The organism is Streptomyces daqingensis, assembly GCF_014645895.1.
GTDB lineage: Bacteria > Actinomycetota > Actinomycetes > Streptomycetales > Streptomycetaceae > Streptomyces > Streptomyces daqingensis.
Genome location: NZ_BMMP01000018.1, coordinates 17,689 through 36,927, shown reverse-complemented (window position 1 = coordinate 36,927; position 19,239 = coordinate 17,689). Strand labels below are relative to the sequence as shown.

Genomic DNA, 19,239 nt, shown 5'->3' with positions numbered 1-19,239 from the left:
AGTGGTCTGCGGGAGGTCGCGCCGTGTGGAGCAGACCCTGTAAATGGTTTAGACCTCTTTTAGCATGTACGCGTTCCGGGGGAAAACGGATCATCTGCGGGGTGCCTCGCGTGTGGCACACCCGGCCTCCGCTGCTCCCGGCTCCTGGGGCGACAGGCCGGCCGGGCGGGCGGTCGTGCGGGGTACGAGCGGGGCACGGACGGGCGTCCGTTCGGGGCCCGGCCCTCTTCGGGTTCCGCGGCGGGCGTTGCGGACGGCTTGGCGCATACTGGTGCAGAACTCCCGCGGAGTGCGCCGGCGGCGCCGGCGACCAGGCCCGCAGACGAGGAGAAGACACATGAGCAGCAAGGCCGAGAAGATCGTCGCCGGGCTCGGCGGCCTCGACAACATCGCCGAGATCGAGGGCTGCATCACACGCCTGCGCACCGAGGTCGAGGACCCCTCGCTGGTCGACGAGGCCGCGCTGCGGTCGGCCGGCGCCCACGGCGTCGTCAAGATGGGATCGGCCGTGCAGATCGTCATCGGCACCGACGCCGACCCGCTCGCGGGGGAGATCGAGGACATGCTGTGAGCCGGGCGCGGCTGATGGGCCGTTCGGCTGAACGGGGCCTTCCGGCTACGGACTAGGCTCGGACCATGACTCGTATCGACGGCCGTACGGCCGACCAGTTGCGCCCCATCACCATCGAACGCGACTGGAGCAAGCACGCCGAGGGATCTGTCCTGATCTCCTTCGGCGACACCCGGGTCCTGTGCACCGCCAGCGTCACGGAAGGGGTACCGCGCTGGCGCAAGGGAAGCGGCGAGGGGTGGGTGACCGCCGAGTACGCGATGCTGCCCCGTTCCACGAACACCCGCGGCGACCGGGAGTCCGTCCGCGGAAAGATCGGCGGCCGCACGCACGAGATCTCCCGCCTCATCGGACGATCCCTGCGGGCCGTCGTGGACTACAAGGCCCTCGGGGAGAACACCGTCGTGCTCGACTGCGACGTGCTCCAGGCCGACGGCGGCACCCGCACCGCGGCCATCACCGGCGCCTACGTCGCACTGGCCGACGCCGTCCGCTGGGCGCAGGGGAAGAAACTGATCAAGGGCAAGTCCCAGCCGCTGAAGGGCACCGTCTCGGCGGTCAGCGTCGGCATCGTCGACGGCGTGCCGCTGCTGGACCTCTGCTACGAGGAGGACGTGCGCGCGGAGACCGACATGAACGTCGTCTGCACCGGCGACGGGCGCTTCGTCGAGGTGCAAGGCACCGCGGAGGGCGCGCCGTTCGCCCGCGAGGAGCTCGACGCGCTCCTCGACCTCGCCGTCAAGGGCTGCCTCCAACTCGACGGCGCGCAGCGGCAGGCGGTCGGCGGCTGAGCCAACGGCCGGGCCCGGCAGGGCGGACGGCGCACCCCGCCGGACGGTTCGGCCGAAATTCGGTGTGCGGAGAGGAAACTTCACAGCCCTGCCGCACGTCTAAGGGGGTACGGGCCGTGCGGGTCATTCCGTGCGGCCCGTCCACATACACAGAAGGGGTTCCCGTGCGTCGTTCCCTCGTGCCGGCCGTCTTCGGCGTCGTCGCGTTGTCGTCCCTGGCGCTCACCGGGTGCAGCGCGGTGGACAAGGCGATCAGCTGCGCCAACACCGCGGTCACCGTCGCCGAAGCCGCCGACGACCTCCAGCAGGCCGCCGACCAGGCCTCCGAGGACCCGACGCAGGCCCAGAGGTCGATCGACCGCATAGAGAAGAGCCTGAAGAAGATCGACGAGGGCACGGGCGACTCCGACGTCAGCAAGGCCGCGGACCACATGAGGACCGCCGTCGAGGACGCGGGCAAGGCCGTCGAGGCGGGCCGCGACCCGGACGTCCGGCCCGTGGGCAAGGCCGCCGACGAACTGACCAAGGTCTGCAGCCCCGAGTAGCCGTCCCGGGCGGACGCGCGGCGGCCCCGGCAGCCGCGCGCCCTGCCTCCCGGGCTCAACTCCCGGTCAGCCGCACGATCGTGTAGATCGCCAGACCCGCGAGGGCGCCCACCACGGTGCCGTTGAGGCGGATGAACTGCAGGTCGCGGCCGATGTGCGCCTCGATCTTCTTCGACGTGTGCTCCGCGTCCCAGCCCGCCACGGTCTCGGTGATCAACGAGGTGATCTCGTTCCGGTAGGTCGTCACGACGTACACCGCGGCGTCCTCGATCCACCCGTCGACCTTGCCCTGCAGGCGTCCGTCCGCCGCCATGCGGTGGCCGAGCGACAGCAGCGACGTCCGCGTCCTCACGCGGAGTTCGCTGCGCTCGTCCTCGGCGGCGGCGACCATCATCGAGCGGACCGCGGCCCACGCCGAAGCGATCAGGTCCTGCACCTCGCGGCGCGCCAGCACCTCGCTCTTCAGACGTTCGACCCGGGCCCGCGTCTCCTCGTCCGAACGCAGATCCGCGGCGAAGTCCGTCAGGAACCGGTCGACGGCACCGCGAGCCGGATGGTCCGGCATGTCCCGCATCTCCGTGACGAAACGCAGCAACTCCCGGTAGACGCGGTCGCCCACGCGCCGGTCCACGAAGCGGGGCGTCCAGCCCGGCGCGCCGCCCGTGACCGCCTCCATGACCGAATCGCTGTGCTCCTCCAGCCACTCCGCGGCCCGCGCGCACACCAGGTCGACCAGCCGGCGGTGGCCTCCGTCCACGACGACCCGCTCCAGCAGCGCGCCCAGACCCGGTGCGATCTCCTGCGCGTTCGCGCGGCGCGTGATCGCCTCACCGACGACGGCCTGCACGTCCGAGTCGCGCAGCACGGCGAGAGCACCGCGCAGAGCGGTGGCCGACTCGGCGGTGACACGGTCGGCGTGCTCCGGGTCGGCGAGCCACGCCCCGAGCCTGCTGCCGATGCCGACGGCACGCAGCCGCTCCCGCACCACAACGGAGGAGAGAAAGTTCTCGCCCACGAACTCACCCAGACTCAGACCGAGTTGGTCCTTCTTCGTGGGGATGATCGCGGTGTGCGGGATGGGCAGCCCCAGCGGATGGCGGAAGAGAGCCGTCACCGCGAACCAGTCCGCCAGCGCACCCACCATCCCGGCCTCGGCGGCAGCCGCGACGTAACCGCTCCAGGCGCCCGCGCCCTCGTGCTGCGCCCACTTGGCCAGCACGAAGACGGCCGCCATCAGCAGCAAAGCCCCCGTGGCGATCGTCTTCATGCGCCGAACGCCCCGCCGGCGCTCCTCGTCCGCCTCCGTGAAGGTGTTCATCGCCCCGGGGTTCGCGCGGCGCCCGCCGCCTCCGCCGGCCTGCCCGCCGGGCCCCGGCCCCGAAGGCGGGCCCCCTCCGCGGCCGCGCCCTCCTCCGGCCGGAGGGCCTTCGCCGGCAGCCCCGCCCGGGCCTCCGCCGGGCGAAGTCGCCTGCCGGGCAAGCCCGTTGGAGCCCGGCGGAAGAGCGTCCGCCCGGCCTGTGATTGCTCTCACTCCGCCGTCGTCACCGGCAGAGACCTCGCCCGCTTTTGCCCGATCCATCCACTCCACCGTTCGACCAGTCCCCCCTACAGTGTCCCAAGGTGCCTGACAGGTGGAACGAAGCCCGGCATTCCGGCGTCTGTCAGTGCGGGTGACGACGCAGTCGCCCTCAGGCCTGGGCCGACCCCGCGGGAGGACCCCGCCGCGATCGTGGGACCATGCCACCGCGACCACTCGGAGCCTCGGGCTCCGCCTGCCCGAGGAGATACACCGAGCGTGACCAGAAACATGGGTTATGCCTTGCTGGCCGGACTGGCGGCCATCGTCGTGCTTGTCTCGACAGCTGTCTTCATCGGTGTCGGCAGCGACGACGGCAGCCTCGACGGCACCTCTCAGGGCGCTCGCGACAACGCCGCACCCGCCTCCTCGGGCTCATGGGTGGGGACATGGTCCGCCCCGGCGGTCGCAGCCGAGCCCGAGACGCAGGCCGGGTTCGCGAAGATGTCGATACGCAACATCGTCCACACCTCCGTGGGCGGCACCGGTGCCCGCATCACCCTCTCCAACCTGTACGGCACGAAGCCCCTGACCGTCACTCACGCGACGCTCGCCCTCGCGGCGGCCCCGAGCAACCCCACCGCCGCCACGGGCACCATGCGGCGGCTGACGTTCGACAAGGACCGCAGCGTCACCATCGCCCCGGGCCGCACCGTCACCAGCGACCCCGTGCGGCTCAACGTCCCCCACGCCGCCGACGTCCTCGTCACGACGTACTCGCCCAGCCCCTCCGGCCCCGTGACCTACCACCCCTACGCGCGGCAGACCAGCTACGTCGCACAGGGAGACCGCGCGGACGAGACCTCGGGCACCGCGTTCACCCAGCAGAGCCCGTACTGGCGCTACTTGACCGCGGTGGACGTGTGGACGAACGAGGCACGCGGCGCCGTCGCCGTCCTCGGCGACTCCATCACCGACGGCATCACCTCCAGCCCCGGAGCCAACCGCCGCTGGACGGACTTCCTCGCCGAACGGCTGCGCACCGAGCGCGACGCGCCCTCCTACAGCGTCCTCAACGGCGGCATCAGCGGGAACCGCGTCCTCGTCGACGGCAGCCGCTACTCGCCCAACAACGGGCCCAGCGCCCTCACCCGCGCCGAGCGCGACGTCCTCTCACGGACCGGTGTGAAGGCAGTCGTCATAGAGATGGGCCTCAACGACATCATCAAGCCGCCGCGACGGCACAACGCCGACCAGATCGTCGACGGACTGCGGCAGTTGGTGAAGGCCGCGCACGCCCGCGGACTGCGCGTGGTCGGCGGCACTCTCACGCCCTTCGGCGGGCACCGCGGCTTCAGGCCGCAGCTGGACGCCACACGGCAGCAGGTCAACGAGCAGATCCGCTCCGGCAAGGTCTTCGACGCCGTCGTCGACTTCGACGCCGCCCTGCGGGACCCGGCCAACCCCAGCCGGCTGCGCCCCGCCTACGACTCGGGCGACCACCTGCACCCCAGCGACAACGGCTACCGCGCGATGGCCGAGGCGCTCGACCTGAAGCAGCTCAGGGGCTCCGGGCCCGCCCGCACCTGACGCGCCCCGCCCGCACCTGACGCGCCCCGCGCTTGGTGCGGGCCCGGCCGCGCCACCCCCGCGCCGTCGGTGCGTCGCGGCGGGGTCAAAGGCCCGAGTACATACGGGCGATGACGTCCTCGATGTCGGGTTCCCGCACGGACAGGTCGACCAGCGGATACCCGTCGGCCACCTGCGAGACGATCGGCGCGGCGCTCGCCGACGCGGGGAAGGCGAGCCACTGGCGCGGCCCCCGCGTCCGCACCGTCCGCGCGCCCTCGATCCCCTCGATCGGCGGCAACTCCCTCTCCAGGTCCACCACCAGGGTCCGCTCGCTCTCGCCGACCTCGTGCAGGCCGCCGAGCGCGCCGTCGTACATGAGGCGGCCGTGGTCGATGACCATGACGCGCTCGCAGAGCTGCTCGATGTCGGTCAGGTCGTGCGTCGTCAGCAGCACCGTCGTGCCCAGCGACGCGTTGAGCTCCCTCAGGAAGCGCCGCACCGTCGCCTTGCTGACGACGTCGAGGCCGATCGTCGGCTCGTCGAGGTAGAGCACCTCCGGGTCGTGCAGCAGCGCGGCGGTGATGTCTCCGCGCATCCGCTGCCCCAACGACAGCTGACGCACCGGGACTTCGAGGAGACCGCCGAGATCGAGCAGCTCGACGCACCGGTCGAGGTTCGCCCGGAAGCGCGCCTCGGGGACGCGGTACATGCGACGCATCAACGCGTAGGAGTCCCGCAGCGGAAGGTCCCACCACAGCGTGGTGCGCTGCCCGAACACGACGCCGATCCGGCGGGCCAGCCGCGCACGCTGACGGGAGGGGTCGATGCCCGCCACCCGCAGACGCCCGCCGCTGGGCGTGAGGATGCCGGTGAGCATCTTGATCGTCGTCGACTTCCCGGCGCCGTTCGGCCCGATGTACCCGACCATCTCCCCGCGCGCGACGGCACACGAGATGCCGTCCACCGCCCGCACCTCGTGCCGTTCGCGGCGCAGCCGGCCGCGTGCTCTGCGGCGCACCTGGAAGACCTTCTCCACGTCCTCCAGCACGATGAATCCGTCGTCCGTCATCCGTCCCTCCCCACTCGCCGGCGTGCACCGCCACGCCGCTCAACTGCCCGTGCTCCGATAGGCCCGCAGCCCCGCCCGCCACGCGAGACCGGCCAGCGCGCAGCACGCCGCGGCCACCACCGGCCCGCCGAAGTCCACCCACCCCGGCAGGCCCAGCGGATCGTCCTCGCCCAGGATCCGCAGCACCGGCAGCCAGTTGACGAACGCCAACGGCACCACGAACGTCACACCCCGCACGAGTTCCTTCGCGAAGATCGTCGGCGGGTACTCCAGCAAAGTCACACCGCCGTACGTGAACGAGTTCTGCACCTCGGCCGCGTCCTGCGCGACGAACTGGAACGCCCCGCCCAGCACGAACAGCGAACAGAAGATCGCGGCCCCGCTCAGCAGCGTCACCACGAGCAGCAGCACCGAACCGCCCGACCAGTCGACGTCGACGTTCGCCAGCGCCCAACCCAGTACGGCCGCGCTCTGCAGGACACGGCCCAGCCGCCGCAGCGCGAACCGGTCGGCGGCGACCTGAGCCAGAGCCGGGACGGGCCGCACCAGCACCGTGTCCATCGTCCCGTCCCGCACGCGGGTCCCCAGCTTGTCGAAGGACCCCATGAGGAGATCCGCCAGGCCGAACGAGGCGGTGCACGTCCCGTACAGCAGCGCCACCTCCGGCAGCGCGAAACCGCCCAGCGCCCCCACGTGCGAGAACATGATCACGATGGCGGCGAAGTCGAGCGCCGTGAGGGTGAGGCTGCCCGCCACCATCATCAGGAACGAGCCCCGGTAGACCATCGTCGAGCGGATCCACATCGCCGCGATGAAGCCGTACGCGCGGACACCCCAGCACAGGCGGGCCCAAGGCCCCTCGGCCGCCGGTTCCGGGACGTCGACCGCCGGCGCGGACAGCGCCCGGGGCTCCCCGCCCAGCGGTACCTCAGCCACCCTGGACCACCACCTTCCGCGTGGCCAGCGACTGCAGCGCTCGTCCCGCCGCCAGCAGGACGAGCGCCCACACCGCCTGGAAGCCGTACGCGCCGAGCAGCGCGGTGCCCTCGTACTCGCCCAGGAGGACGTCCGCCGGGACCTGGAGCGTGGCGGCCCACGGCAGCACACGGACGACCTCGCCGAACTCGCCCGGGAAGATCGTCAGCGGCAGCAGCATCCCGGAGAAGAACGAACTCAGCAGTGTGCCGAGCATGTTCAGCCCCGAACCGTCCAGCAGCCAGAACGTGCTCAGCGCCAGCAGGTAGCGCAGGCCGAACCCCGTGAGCAGCCCCAGCAGGACCGACCCGAGGAACGCCGCCCACCGCAACGGCGAGGCCGGCAGCGCCAGATCGAAGGCCAGCGCTCCGACGGCGAGCGGCACCGCGCCCCGTCCGAGGAGCTGGAACGCCGCCCTCCCCAGGTCCGCCGCAAGCCACCATGCCTGGAGGTCGACGGGCCGGTACAGGTCGACGGCCACGTCGCCGGTGCGGATGCGCTCCTGGAGCTCCTCCTGGAAGCCGCCGCCGATCAGCGACGCGGCGGCGAGAAGGGCCTGGCCCGTCCACACGAAGGTGAGGGCCTGTGACTGGTCGTAACCGCCGAGGTGAGGCCGCTCACTCCACAGCGCGAGAAAGGTGTAGGAGAGAACGAAGCCGAAGACGGTGTTCGTGAAGACGCCGGCCGCCGTCGCGATCCGGTAGGTGGCATATCTCCGGAAACTCCCGGCTGCCACGGCGAAATAGACGCCGTGAAGGCGCATCCTTTTGAAGCCTTTCTCCGTCTTCCCTTGTGTGACTTCCTCACGATTACGAAACGAGGGAGCCTAGCCCACCGGCAGAGCGGGCAGCCAAGGATTATTCGCGTGCAAGGTCCGCCGCGGGCGGCACGTACAGTGACGGAGCCGCGCTCCGCCGTACGACGGCCCCCGGTGAACGGCGCGATCGAGGTAGCAGTGTTTTATGGGGCGTACGAGGTGAATCGCCCGACATTGGACGAGGGGTCCCGGAAAACATGAGCGACGAGCCGAAGAGCGAGGGCGGGGAGAGCAGGCCCGGAACGGAGCCGGCCACCGCCGGCCCGGCAGACGGGCCGGCAGACCGTTCCGCCGAGGGCTCCGGCACGGCAGCCGACTCCGGCGCCGACTCCGGCCCCGGCAGCGGTTCGGACGCATCCGCCGAGACGTCCGCATCGAGCGGGACGGCGGACGGCGCCGAGCCGGACGCTCCGGGCCAGGACCCGGCTGCTGCTTCCGCCGATGGGCCCGCTGCTGCCGACGAGCCGGCTCCCGTCGACGGGGCCGCGGACGGCGCGGACGTTCCGGAGGGCGCGGACCACGCGGACCAGGCGGACGACGGTGGCGCGGGTGCCGACGGTACGGGTGCCGATTCCGGTACAGACGTGGACGCGGACGCGGACGTGGGCTCCGACTCCGGTGCGGAAGCGGGTGCGGAACGCGGCGCGGATGCTGAAGTCAGCGCTGACGCCGACGTGGAGGCCGACGGCGCTGAAGCGGCTGCTGAAGCGGGCCCCGACGCCGGTGCTGATGTGAGTGCCGACCAGGGCGCGGGCTCTGACTCAGACGCTGACGCCCTCGCCGATGCGGGCGCTGGTGCCGACGCCGATGCCGACGGCGCCTCGGTCACGGACGCGCTGCGCGAGCCGGCCGCAGCAGAGGCGGACGGCGGGCCCGAAGCTGACGCCCCCGCCGCCGAAGTCTCCGGTGCCGAGACCCCCGACGCCGAGGCGGCTGCCGCAGACGCCGATGCCGATACCGCCGAGACTGCTGCCGCAGGCGCGCCGGCGCGCGAGGACGCGGCCGCGAAGGGGCCTGAGGCCCAGCACGCTGCGGACACCCGTGAAGCCGAGGTTCCCGCCGACGCCGCCGACGCCGCCGGCACCGCCCATGATGCGGCGGACGCCCCGGACACGGCCGCCGCCGCAGGCCCCTCCCCGGACACCGACACCGCCCCCGCCCCGGTTGAGCCCGCCGCGGAGACCCCCGCGGGCGCTCCCGCCACGGAGACCCCCGCCACCGACGCTGCGGACGCCCCCGCGGAGGCTCCCGTCCCAGGCCCCCGCCCCGAACGCGAAGTCCCCGTCCCCAGCTGGGCGATCACCGGGCCGCCGTCGCCGCCCGCCTCCGCCCCTGCCTCGCCCGCCCCGGGCCCGTCCGTGCCCGCGGGTGCGCCCGCCGGCCCGCACGGCCCCGGGCGCCAGGCGGCCGGCGTCCCGGGTCCCGCCGCCCGCCAGGAACCCCGGCCGGGCCGGGAGCCCGCACCGGGGACCCCGCCCCGCGTCGCCCCCGAGGCCGCCGCTTCCGGCGGTGCCATGGCCGGTGGCCGCAAGCGCAGGACGGGGTTCCGCAGGCTGATCCCCACGTGGCGGTGGCTGCTGGGCGGGGTGATGCTCGTACTCACGCTCGTCATCGGCGTACTCGTGGCCGGATACCTGCTCGTGAGCATCCCCGAGCCCAACAAGGCGGCGGCAGCCCAGACCAACGTCTTCCTCTACTCCGACGGCAGCCAGATCGCGCGCGACGGTGAGATCAACCGGGAGAACATTCATCTCGCGCAGGTCCCCAAGTCCACCCAGGACGCCGTACTGGCGGCGGAGGACAGGGAGTTCTTCGAAGAATCCGCAATCGACCCGAAAGCAATGATCCGCGCGGGCTGGAACATGCTTACCGGTGGCGGAAAACAGTCGGGTTCCACCATCACTCAGCAGTACGTGAAGAACTACTACCTCGATCAGGACCAGACCCTGACCCGTAAGGCGAAAGAGTTCTTCATCGCCCTGAAACTCGACAACGAGGTCAGCAAGAGCGACATCCTCGAGGGCTACCTCAACACCAGCTACTTCGGGCGGAACGCCTACGGAATCCAAGCCGCCGCACACGCGTACTACGGCAAGGACATCACCGACGTCACCCCCGCCGAGGGCGCCTACCTCGCCGCCCTCGTCAACTCGCCCAACGCCTACGACACCCAGGCCCACCCGGAGAACCGCAAGAGGGCCGTCGCCCGCTGGCACTACGTCGTCGACGGCATGGTCAAGACGGGCTCGATGACGCAGAACGAGAGCGAGAAGCTGGAGTTCCCCGAACCCAGCCCCGCCCGTCCGTCCACAGGCATGTCGGGCCAGCGCGGCTACATCGTCGAGGCCGTCAAGAACTACCTCATCAGCAACGAGATCATCGACGAACGGCGCCTCGCCGCGGGCGGCTTCCGCATCACCACCACTCTCGACCCCGACCGGCAGAAGGCCATGGCGGACGCGGTCGAGAAGCGGCTGATGTCGAAGCTCGACAAGGACCGCAAGGTCGACAAGTACGTGCGTGCGGGCGGCACTTCGGTCGATCCGAAGACCGGGAAGATCGTCGCCATGTACGGCGGCATCGACTACACCGAGCAGTTCGTCAACAACGCCACCCGCCGCGACTACCAGGTCGGCTCCACCTTCAAGCCGTTCATCTTCACCTCCGCCGTCCAGAACGGATCCAGGACGCAGGACGGCCGCGCCATCAACGCCGGCACCGTCTACGACGGGACCAACAAGCGCGAAGTCGTCAGCGACGGCAACGGCACCGGCTACAAGCCGGAGAACGAGGACGAGAAGTCCTACGGGCAGATCCCCGTCACCGAAGCCATGAACAAGTCGGTCAACTCGGTGTTCGCGCAGATGGGCGTGGACGTCGGCCCGAAGACGGTCAAGCGGACGGCCATCGACCTCGGCCTTCCGGAGAAGACCCCCAACATGCCCGAGGACGGATCCATCGCCCTCGGCGTCGCCACCGCCTCCACCACCGACATGGCACAGGCGTACGCGACGCTGGCCAACCACGGCAAGCGGGGCCACTACAGCCTCGTGGAGAAGGCCACCCGGGGCGGCGAGGTCATCGAACTCCCCAGCCACGACCCCGTACGGGAAGTGCCGCGCAAGGCCGCGGACTCCACGACCGCCGTACTGCGCAAGGTCGTCCAGAGCGGAACCGGCGTCGCCGCACAGGCCGCTGGACGTCCCGCCGCGGGCAAGACCGGCACCGCCGAGGAGGACAAGGCCGCCTGGTTCGCCGGATACACCCCCGAACTGGCCACCGTCATCAGCGTGATGGGCCAGAACTCCGAGACCGGTGAGCAGAAACCCCTCTACGGGGCGGCCGGCGTCCCCCGAGTCAACGGCGGCGGCTTCCCCGCCGAGATCTGGGGCGACTACACCAAGGCCGCGCTCGAGGGCGAGCCCGTCCGCGACTTCGACCTCAAGACCGACGGCGGCGACGTACCGAGCGCGCCGCCCGGCGACCCCGGCACGTCCCAGCCGCCCGGCGACCCCGGCACGTCAGGACCGCCCACGGACGGCCCCAGCGTGCCGCCGACCGACCCGGGCCCGCCCAGCACACCGCCCACCGATCCGCCCACAGACCCCGGCACCCCGCCGACCGGAGGCCTCGAAGGCGGCAACACCCAGGGCAACCAGGGCGGCGTCGACGGCGGCGACACCCAGGGAGACCCGGGCGGCGGCAACGGCTGGCAGGGCGGCAACACGGTGGGCGGACAGGCCGCGGCCCGCACCGAACCCGGGGAAGAGGAACTCGCCCAGACCGTGGACTGATCCGCGGGGCCGGCTCCGGCCACCCGGTCGCCCCGCCTCCGCGGTTCCGCTCCTCCGCTGCGCACGTGAACGGGCCGGCCGCACTCCACGCGGCCGGCCCGACTCCATTGCGTCACCTACAGATAGAGCCCCGTGGAGTCCTGGGACCCCTGCAGCCGCTCGGCCGCCACCGCGTGAAGGTCGCGCTCGCGCATCAGCGTGTAGGCGACGCCGCGGACCTCGACCTCCGCCATGTCCTCGGGGTCGTAGAGCACGCGGTCGCCCGGCTCGACCGTCCGCACGTTCTGCCCGACGGCGACCACCTCGGCCCAGGCCAGCCGGCGGCCCACAGCCGCCGTCGCGGGAATCACGATCCCGCCCGAGGACCGGCGCTCACCCTCCTCGATGTCCGTACGCACCAGCACACGGTCGTGCAGCATGCGGATCGGGAGCTTGTCGTGTTCCGGCATGCGCGTCGTGGCCGCGTCGGCTTTCGTGCCGGGGCCCGCATGTCCGGTAGGCGTCTCGGAACTCACGTGTAGACCGTATATCAGCGATTCAGCCGCGCCGACGCCGAGCCGAGAGAGCGAACAGCCCCCCGACGAGCGTCACCGCGACGATCGCGACCGGCACGACGCGCTCCAGACGCGGCGAACCCTTCTCGTCGACGAACGTCGCCCGCACGTCCGCCAAAGCCATGTTGACGGCCACGTAGGCACGCCCCGCCGTCCTGTCCACCGCCGCCGCGGCCTTCGCCTTGGCGTCCCCCGCGATCGTCCTGGGGTGCACGCGGACGGCGATCTCGTCAAGCGTCGCCGCGAGTTCGCGCCGCCTGTTGAGGATGTCCGCCTCGATGTCCGCGGGAGTCCTGGCATTCGACACCGCGCTGCCTCCGTCGCTCGTCCGTCGCTCGATCGGTCACTGGTCCGGCCAACACCGGCCGCGCCCGCGTCAGTCGGCCGCCGGGGGACCGACGGACACGTATGACATTCCGCGTTCCCCGGACCGGCCCGGCCGAACGGACGGGGCCAGGTGGACAGTCTGTCAGCTCACGCTGCCCAGCGCCCCGCGGCACCCCCGGCGCCGGACTCCTCCGGCTACCCTCGGGGCGGACCAAGCAGACACAAGGAGCACAGATGAGTGAGCGACTGCAGCCCGGCGACACCGCCCCCGACTTCTCCCTCCCGGACGCCGACGGCAACCCGGTCTCGCTCGCCGACCGCAAAGGCCGCAAGGTCATCGTCTACTTCTACCCGGCGGCCATGACTCCCGGCTGCACCAAGCAGGCCTGCGACTTCACCGACAACCTGGACGTCCTCGCCGCCGCCGGCTACGACGTCATCGGCGTCTCGCCCGACAAGCCGGAGAAGCTCGCCAAGTTCCGGGACGAGGAGAACCTGAAGGTCACGCTCGTCGGCGACCCGTCGAAGGAGACGATGGAGGCGTACGGGGCCTTCGGCGAGAAGAAGCTCTACGGCAAGACGGTCACGGGCGTCATCCGCTCCACCGTCGTCGTCGGTGAGGACGGCGCGGTCCTGCAGGCGTTCTACAACGTGAAGGCCACCGGGCACGTGGCGAAGCTGATCAAGGATCTGAAGATCTGACCCGGCCCGGCACCGCCCGCCTGCCGGCCCGGGGAGCGGCCCGTGGCGGGGGCGAGCCGGGCGACGGTGACTGACCCGATAGGCGTAACCGCGGGCGCCTCTCGTCGTTGATGTGTACGAGGCCGCGACAGGTGTCCGCACGCGTGGGGGTGTGCGGACACCGTCGCGGCCGCCGGAGGCGGGACGGACGGCGGCGGGGGCGGCGGTCGGTGGGGAAGTACACGAAGGAACAGCTGGCCGAGGCGGTGGCCGCGGCGTCGAGCTGGGCGGGCGTGATGCGCGCCCTGGGTCTGCCGGCCAACGGGGGGCAGCGGAGGAGCCTGCAGAGAGCCGTCGCCCGGCACGGCATGGACACCGGGCACTTCGTGCGCCGCACTCCCTGGCGGAAGTACACCGACGAGGCGATCGCTGAGGCAGTGGCCTCGTCGACGGTGCTCCGGGAGGTCGCCGAGAAGCTGGGGGCCAGGCCCTCCACCGGGGCGCTCTCCCATATCCGGCGCAGGATCGCCGCGGCCGGCATGGACACCGAGCACATCCCGGGGCTCAGCAGGCGCCGCATCGAGGTGCCCTTCTCAGAGGAGGACGTCCGGGCCGCGGCCGGGGGCGTGCGGAGCCTCCGCGAGCTGGCCCGCCGGCTCGGGGTGCCCGAGGACGGACGTTCCCGGGCGGCGCTGGGGCGAACGGTCCGGGCCCTCGGCGTCGACACCTCGCACTTCTCCCACTCCCGCGTGGCGATTCCGGAGGAGGAGCTGCGCCGGGCCGTCGCACGGAGCCGCAACTACGCTGACGTGCTGCGGGCGATGGGCATGCCCGTCGACGAGGTGAACCGCCGGCGGGTGCGGCGGAGCACCGCCCGACTCGGCCTCGGCACCGGCCACTTCGAAGCCCGCAGCCGCCGGACGGTGCCGCGTCCGCCGCAGCCGCGGCGGATCGCGCGGCAGGTGCTGCGGATCCGCCCGGAGGGCATGCCCCGCGTCAACCACGAACGCCTTCGCCGGGCGCTCGACGAGGTCGGGGCGGTCTACGCGTGCGCTCAGTGCGGCAACCCCGGCGAGTGGGAGGGTGCCCGTCTGACCTTGCAGATCGACCACATCAACGGCGAGTGGCGCGACAACCGCCGGGAGAACCTGCGCTACCTCTGCCCCAACTGCCACGCGGTCACGGAGACGTGGTGCGGGCGCAACCGCCGCCGGGGCTCGCGGCCGGCAGGACCTCCGCGGCAGTAGGATGTCCCGCGCAGCGCGAGTGCCGGAACTGGCAGACGGGTCGGTTTTAGGTACCGATGCCCTAGGGCGTGAGGGTTCGAGTCCCTCCTCGCGCACAGCGGACCCCACTCCTGCCGCGGGAGTGGGGTCTTTCCGTTCCGGGCTCCGCGTCCCTTGCTCCCCGGAGGCCGTTCGCGCTGCTGCGCGGGCGTCACCCCAGCAGGTCGCGTACCACCGGGGCCAGGGCGCGGAAGGCGCGGCCGCGGTGGCTGACGGCGTTCTTCTCCTCGGGGGTGAGTTCGGCGCAGGTACGGGTCTCGCCGTCGGGCTGCAGGACCGGGTCGTAGCCGAAGCCGCCCGTTCCGGCGGGGGTGTGCCGCAGGGTGCCGGTGAGGCGGCCTTCGGTGACGCGTTCGGTGCCGTCGGGCAGGGCGAGGGCCGCGGCGCAGGCGAAGTACGCCCCCCGGTGTTCGTCCGTGATGTCGGAGATCTGGGCGAGGAGCAGGTCGAGGTTGGCCTTGTCGTCGCCGTGCCGTCCGGCCCAGCGGGCGGAGAAGATGCCGGGGGCGCCGCCGAGGACGTCGACGCAGAGGCCGGAGTCGTCGGCGACGGCGGGCAGCGCAGTGGCCCGGGCGAGGGTGCGGGCTTTGAGGAGGGCGTTCTCGGCGAAGGTCACGCCGGTCTCCTTGACGTCGGGGATCTCCGGGTAGGCGTCCGCTCCGACGAGTTCGAGGTCGAGTCCCTCGGCGGTGAGGATCGCCTGGAGTTCGGTGACCTTGTGGGGGTTCCGGGTGGCGAGGACGAGGCGGCGGGGGCGCGGGTCGGTGCTGCTGCTCATGGGCTCGATTATCCAGGGCTGTGGAGGGGCCGGTCCGGGGCGGGGCGGGTCAGGTGCGCGCGGCGTCGGCTCGGTGGCTCGGGGCCCCCGGCGGGGTCGTGGGGGCTCGTCCGTGGCGGGGCGGGCCGGACCAGCGGCGGCTTGCGGGGGTTACGCGCTATTGTCGTACGGGCAGGCCGAGTTCAGGTCGGTCTGCGGACCGGGCGGTGTGCGGGGCGTGCGGATGAGAGGGGGCTGAGCGTGGTCTACCGGACTGTGAGCGCTTGGCGCCTGTATCTCTCCGCGCTGCTGCTCTCGCTCGTGGGGTTCCTGTTCGCCGAGGCGGGTCTGAGCACCGTGCTGACCGCCGCCGCGACGGCCGCGGCGGTGATGCTGGTGTGCCGGACTCTCGTGGGCGCAGCGGTCCTCTCCGCACCGCGCGTGCCACCGGACAGGGTGCGTACGGCGATCCGGGACCGGGAGCTGCGTACGGCGTTCCTGCCGCAGCGTGATCCTGACGCCGCGGGGCGTCCGCGTCCTCGAGCGCCGGGCGGCGGGTCTCTGACGGCCGCGTAGCGCGCTCTTCGCCTCAACGTCTCCTGCTGCCAGGCAGCTTCTTCGCGCAGTGGTCCCCGGGGTCTGTATGACGCCCGGAGGCTGTCGCTGACGATCTCCGACGCTGGTTGCCCGGCGGCCGGCCCTGGCCGGTCCCGGCGGCTGATGGTTCCGGCCGGCCGGTAGAACCGATCGGAACGTCGGTCTACGTCCCGTCGGCGACGCCGACTGACCTGCCGCTGCCTCTCGTTGAGCCTTCCGCCGTGTCTGCGCGGCTCGTCACGCCGATCTCTTCGCCGGTCCTGCCGGGGCCGGTGTGCGACCTGATCCGGTACGACGAGACCCCGTGGAGGGCTCACCATGTCTTTCTTCAGTTCTGTCGTGGCGCAACTGTCCGGCGGTCTCGCACCGTTCTTCGGTGCCTCCGCGACGGCTGCCGCAATCGTGGCGTTCACGCTGTGCGTGCGTCTGGCGCTGCATCCGCTGGCGCGGGCGGCGGTCCGGGGTGAGCGGGTGCGGGCTCGGCTCGCTCCGCAGCTGGCGGAGTTGCGGCGCAAGCACGGAAGCGATCCGGAGCGTCTGCGGCACGCGGTGGGTGAGTTGCAGGCGAGGGAGGGTGCCTCGCCGGTGGCGGGCTGCCTGCCGATGCTGCTGCAGCTCCCGGTCTTCTTCGCGATGTACTACCTTTTCACCCGGGACGGTGAGTTGCTCGGCGAGACCCTGCTGGGTGCTCCGCTGGGCGGGCGCTGGCCGGACGCGCTGGAGGCGGGCGGTCTCCTCGGTGCGCGGGGTCTGGTGTACGTGGGACTGTTCGTCCTGGTCGCGGCGGTGGCGACGTGGACGTACGTGCGTACGCGCAGGCTGACGGCGGAGGCCGCCGGGAGCGGCGGGCGGTCGTCGGGTTCCGTGACGGCCGGGCAGCGTGCGGTTCCGGGCCGGTCCGGGCAGGCGGTGCCCGAGGTGCCGGGTGCGGCGGCCATGGGGCGTCTGCTTCCGCTGCTGTCCTTCGGGACGCTGGTCACGGTGGCGGTAGTGCCGCTCGCCGCGGCGCTGTACGTGGTGACGAGCACGACGTGGACGGCTGTGGAGCGCGCGGCGCTCGGGGCGGGGAGGCAGCCGGGCGGCCCGACGGACGGCCGGACGCCGGAGCGGGCGGCGGAGCCGTCGGCGGGACGGTCTTCGGGAGGGCCGCAGGGGCGCACCGGGGGACGCCGCTCGCGGGCGGCTTCGGCCGTTCGGCGGTCCACTACGTGAACACCGGGTTGTGGATCTGAACTCCGTCTTGGAGGATCGGCCGCTCCTTTTGCGACAGACCGGCGCCGCGTGGCTGGTTGCCACGCGGCGCCGCGGAAGTGCTCAACTCCGGGAGTAGATCTTGAAGCTGCTGCGGGTCGGACCGGCGGGTGCCGAGCGCCCGGCGCTGCTGGACGAGTCGGGTGTCCTCCGGGACCTGTCGGCCGTCGTCGGCGACATCGACGGTGCGTTGCTCGGCGACGGTGCGGCGCTCGGGCGCGTACGCGAGGCGGCCGGCTCCGCCGGTGGGCTGCCCGCGCTGGAGCCGGCGGGGCTGCGGGTCGGCCCGCCGGTGGCCGGGATCGGCAAGGTCGTGTGCATCGGGCTGAACTACCACGATCACGCCCGTGAGACGGGCGGGGCGGTTCCGGAGGAGCCGATCCTGTTCATGAAGGCTCCGGACACCGTCGTCGGGGCGTACGACGACGTCCTCGTGCCGCGGGGCAGCCGCAAGACCGACTGGGAGGTGGAGCTGGCGGTGGTGATCGGCCGCACGGCCCGCTATCTCTCGTCGGACGAGGAGGCGTCGGCGGCGGTGGCGGGGTACGCGGTCTCCCATGACGTCTCGGAGCGTGCGTTCCAGCTGGAGCGCGGCGGGCAGTGGGACAAGGGCAAGAACTGCGAGACGTTCAACCCGCTGGGGCCCTGGCTGGTGACGTCGGACGAGGTCGCCGATCCGCAGGCGCTGGGGCTGAGGCTGTGGGTGAACGGCGAGCTGAAGCAGGACGGCACCACGGCCGAGCAGATCTTCCCTGTCGCCGAAGTGGTGCGCTATCTCAGCCAGTTCATGACGCTGCGACCCGGTGACGTCATCAACACGGGTACGCCTGCGGGCGTGGCCATGGGTGCGCCTGAGCCGAAGCCGTATCTGCGGGCTGGGGACGTGGTGGAGCTGGAGATCGACGGACTGGGGCGCCAGCGCCAGGAGTTGCGGGACGCCTGAGGTCCGGCGGTCCGGGCTCTTCCGGCGCGCCTCGAACTGCCACGCGCGGTGTGCGTCCCGTGCCCGGACTGCCGTCCGCTCAGGCGAGGTCGGTCGTGACGACGCGCGCTTCGAGTGCCGAGGTTCGCGCGGCCTCCAGTACCCGGATCGTCGCGACGGCCTCGTGCGCTGTGACCGGCGGCGGTGCGCCTTCGCGCAGGGCGGTGACGATCCCGGCGTAGTACGCGGGGTAGTCGCCGTCGAGCGTGGGGACGGGCCGCCGCGCCTCGAGGTCCCCGAGCGTCCCCCAGGCGGACTCCGGTTCCACGCCCCAGCGTTGTCCGGGCACAGGCCGGGCGCCTTCCCGCAGCGCCGCCTCCTGCGGGTCGAGTCCGTCCTTCACGTATGCGGCCTCGCTGCCCAGTACGCGGAAGCGGGGCCCGAGTTGGGCGGCGACGGCGCTCACCCACAGGTGGGAGCGGACGCCGTCGGCGTGGGTGAGGGCGATGAACGTGTCGTCGTCCGCTTCGGCGCCGGTGCGGCGGACGTCTGACTCGGCGTAGATCGAGGTGGCCGGCCCGAAGAGCGTCAGTGCCTGGTCCACGAGGTGGCTGCCCAAGTCGTAGAGCAGGCCGCCTGCTTCGGCGGGATCGCCGGACTCCCGCCAGCCGCCCTTGAGTCCGGGCCGCCAGCGTTCGTAGCGGGACTCGAAGCGCCGGACTTCGCCGCCCAGCGCCCCGTCGGCGAGGAGCGCGCGGACCGTGCGGAAGTCGTTGTCCCAGCGGCGGTTGTGGAACGCGGAGAGCATCAGGCCGCGTTCGGCCGCGAGGGAGGCCAGCTGCTGGGCCTCGGCGACGGTTCCGGCGAGGGGCTTGTCGACGACCACGGGGAGGCCGGCCTCCAGCGCCTGCCGCGCCAGCGCGTAGTGCGTGCGGTTGGGGGAGGCGACGACGACGAGGTCCAGGGCGTCGGCGCGGGCGAAGAGTTCACGGGTCGTGGCGAGCGTCCGCATGGAGGAGCCGTGCTCGGCGTGTACCTGCGCGCGCCGTTCGGGGTTCGCGGTGACGACGCTGTCCAGCGTGAGTCCCTCGGTGGAGGCGATGAGGGGTGAGTGGAACACGGAGCCCGCGAGGCCGTAGCCGATGAGCCCGACGCGGAGGGGAGGGGGAGCGGCTTCTTCCGTACGGTCCATGCGGACACTTTCGCAACGCGGT

18 protein-coding genes and 1 tRNA gene are annotated in these 19,239 nt (G+C 72.1%); 11 read left to right on the top strand and 8 right to left on the bottom strand.

Features of this window, described 5'->3' with window-relative positions; genetic code table 11:
- Positions 1 to 337: 337 nt before the first annotated feature.
- From IEY56_RS23600 to IEY56_RS23590, 3 genes are all read left to right on the top strand, one after another.
- Entirely contained in the window at positions 338 to 571 is a 234-nt protein-coding gene (locus IEY56_RS23600) for a PTS sugar transporter subunit IIB (protein WP_045866678.1), read from the top strand.
- Positions 572 to 636: 65 nt separating this feature from the next.
- Complete coding sequence (gene rph / locus IEY56_RS23595; RefSeq protein WP_189039283.1) at positions 637 to 1,362, top strand: ribonuclease PH; 726 nt, start codon at positions 637 to 639, stop codon at positions 1,360 to 1,362.
- A gap of 164 nt (positions 1,363 to 1,526) precedes the next feature.
- Entirely contained in the window at positions 1,527 to 1,907 is a 381-nt protein-coding gene (locus tag IEY56_RS23590) for a hypothetical protein (RefSeq protein ID WP_189039282.1), read from the top strand.
- A gap of 55 nt (positions 1,908 to 1,962) precedes the next feature.
- Here IEY56_RS23590 and IEY56_RS23585 read toward each other — a convergent pair whose 3' ends face one another.
- The gene (locus IEY56_RS23585) at positions 1,963 to 3,486 is read right to left on the bottom strand and encodes a DUF445 domain-containing protein (RefSeq protein ID WP_189039281.1); all 1,524 of its coding nucleotides are present in this window, start codon (positions 3,484 to 3,486) and stop codon (positions 1,963 to 1,965) included.
- 228 nt (positions 3,487 to 3,714) lie between these two features.
- On the opposite strand from IEY56_RS23585, the gene IEY56_RS23580 reads away from it, so the two are divergent.
- Entirely contained in the window at positions 3,715 to 5,013 is a 1,299-nt protein-coding gene (locus tag IEY56_RS23580; protein WP_189039335.1) for an SGNH/GDSL hydrolase family protein, read from the top strand.
- 85 nt (positions 5,014 to 5,098) lie between these two features.
- Here IEY56_RS23580 and IEY56_RS23575 read toward each other — a convergent pair whose 3' ends face one another.
- The 3 genes from IEY56_RS23575 to IEY56_RS23565 all read right to left on the bottom strand — a co-directional run bounded on the left by IEY56_RS23575 (position 5,099) and on the right by IEY56_RS23565 (position 7,802).
- Positions 5,099 to 6,064, bottom strand: a complete 966-nt coding sequence (locus IEY56_RS23575) for an ABC transporter ATP-binding protein (protein ID WP_189039280.1) — start codon at positions 6,062 to 6,064, stop codon at positions 5,099 to 5,101.
- A 39-nt stretch (positions 6,065 to 6,103) separates the two neighbouring features.
- Positions 6,104 to 6,868 carry an ABC transporter permease gene (locus IEY56_RS23570; RefSeq protein ID WP_189039334.1) on the bottom strand — a complete coding sequence of 255 codons (765 nt, stop codon included), beginning with the start codon at positions 6,866 to 6,868 and terminating at the stop codon, positions 6,104 to 6,106.
- A gap of 124 nt (positions 6,869 to 6,992) precedes the next feature.
- On the bottom strand, positions 6,993 to 7,802 hold the full coding sequence (locus tag IEY56_RS23565) for an ABC transporter permease (protein ID WP_189039279.1): 810 nt from the start codon (positions 7,800 to 7,802) through the stop codon (positions 6,993 to 6,995).
- A gap of 251 nt (positions 7,803 to 8,053) precedes the next feature.
- On the opposite strand from IEY56_RS23565, the gene IEY56_RS29125 reads away from it, so the two are divergent.
- Positions 8,054 to 11,650: a transglycosylase domain-containing protein gene (locus IEY56_RS29125; protein ID WP_373292171.1), complete on the top strand. Its 3,597-nt coding sequence runs from the start codon at positions 8,054 to 8,056 to the stop codon at positions 11,648 to 11,650.
- A gap of 116 nt (positions 11,651 to 11,766) precedes the next feature.
- Here the strand turns inward: IEY56_RS29125 and IEY56_RS23555 are convergent, their stop codons facing one another.
- Positions 11,767 to 12,099, bottom strand: coding sequence for a GroES family chaperonin (locus IEY56_RS23555; RefSeq protein ID WP_045866686.1), 333 nt, complete (start codon positions 12,097 to 12,099; stop codon positions 11,767 to 11,769).
- Positions 12,100 to 12,187: 88 nt separating this feature from the next.
- Positions 12,188 to 12,511 (bottom strand): DUF3618 domain-containing protein, encoded by a 324-nt coding sequence (locus tag IEY56_RS23550; RefSeq protein WP_045866687.1) that lies wholly within the window; start codon positions 12,509 to 12,511, stop codon positions 12,188 to 12,190.
- 254 nt (positions 12,512 to 12,765) lie between these two features.
- On the opposite strand from IEY56_RS23550, the gene bcp reads away from it, so the two are divergent.
- The 3 genes from bcp to IEY56_RS23535 all read left to right on the top strand — a co-directional run bounded on the left by bcp (position 12,766) and on the right by IEY56_RS23535 (position 14,554).
- A complete protein-coding gene (gene bcp, locus IEY56_RS23545; protein WP_189039278.1) occupies positions 12,766 to 13,233 on the top strand; it encodes a thioredoxin-dependent thiol peroxidase in 468 nt (155 codons plus the stop codon).
- 209 nt (positions 13,234 to 13,442) lie between these two features.
- A complete protein-coding gene (locus IEY56_RS23540; RefSeq protein ID WP_229712145.1) occupies positions 13,443 to 14,459 on the top strand; it encodes an HNH endonuclease signature motif containing protein in 1,017 nt (338 codons plus the stop codon).
- A gap of 13 nt (positions 14,460 to 14,472) precedes the next feature.
- A tRNA-Leu gene (locus tag IEY56_RS23535) sits at positions 14,473 to 14,554 on the top strand.
- A 95-nt stretch (positions 14,555 to 14,649) separates the two neighbouring features.
- Here the strand turns inward: IEY56_RS23535 and rdgB are convergent.
- Positions 14,650 to 15,276: an RdgB/HAM1 family non-canonical purine NTP pyrophosphatase gene (gene rdgB / locus IEY56_RS23530; RefSeq protein ID WP_189039277.1), complete on the bottom strand. Its 627-nt coding sequence runs from the start codon at positions 15,274 to 15,276 to the stop codon at positions 14,650 to 14,652.
- Positions 15,277 to 15,516: 240 nt separating this feature from the next.
- On the opposite strand from rdgB, the gene IEY56_RS23525 reads away from it, so the two are divergent.
- The 3 genes from IEY56_RS23525 (at position 15,517) to IEY56_RS23515 (ending at position 18,046) form a co-directional block, all read left to right on the top strand.
- Complete coding sequence (locus IEY56_RS23525) at positions 15,517 to 15,831, top strand: DUF6412 domain-containing protein (RefSeq protein WP_189039276.1); 315 nt, start codon at positions 15,517 to 15,519, stop codon at positions 15,829 to 15,831.
- A 339-nt stretch (positions 15,832 to 16,170) separates the two neighbouring features.
- A complete protein-coding gene (locus IEY56_RS23520) occupies positions 16,171 to 17,064 on the top strand; it encodes a YidC/Oxa1 family membrane protein insertase (RefSeq protein WP_189039275.1) in 894 nt (297 codons plus the stop codon).
- A gap of 121 nt (positions 17,065 to 17,185) precedes the next feature.
- On the top strand, positions 17,186 to 18,046 hold the full coding sequence (locus IEY56_RS23515; protein WP_189039274.1) for a fumarylacetoacetate hydrolase family protein: 861 nt from the start codon (positions 17,186 to 17,188) through the stop codon (positions 18,044 to 18,046).
- Positions 18,047 to 18,125: 79 nt separating this feature from the next.
- Here IEY56_RS23515 and IEY56_RS23510 read toward each other — a convergent pair whose 3' ends face one another.
- Complete coding sequence (locus tag IEY56_RS23510; RefSeq protein ID WP_189039273.1) at positions 18,126 to 19,217, bottom strand: Gfo/Idh/MocA family protein; 1,092 nt, start codon at positions 19,215 to 19,217, stop codon at positions 18,126 to 18,128.
- Positions 19,218 to 19,239 lie beyond the last annotated feature (22 nt).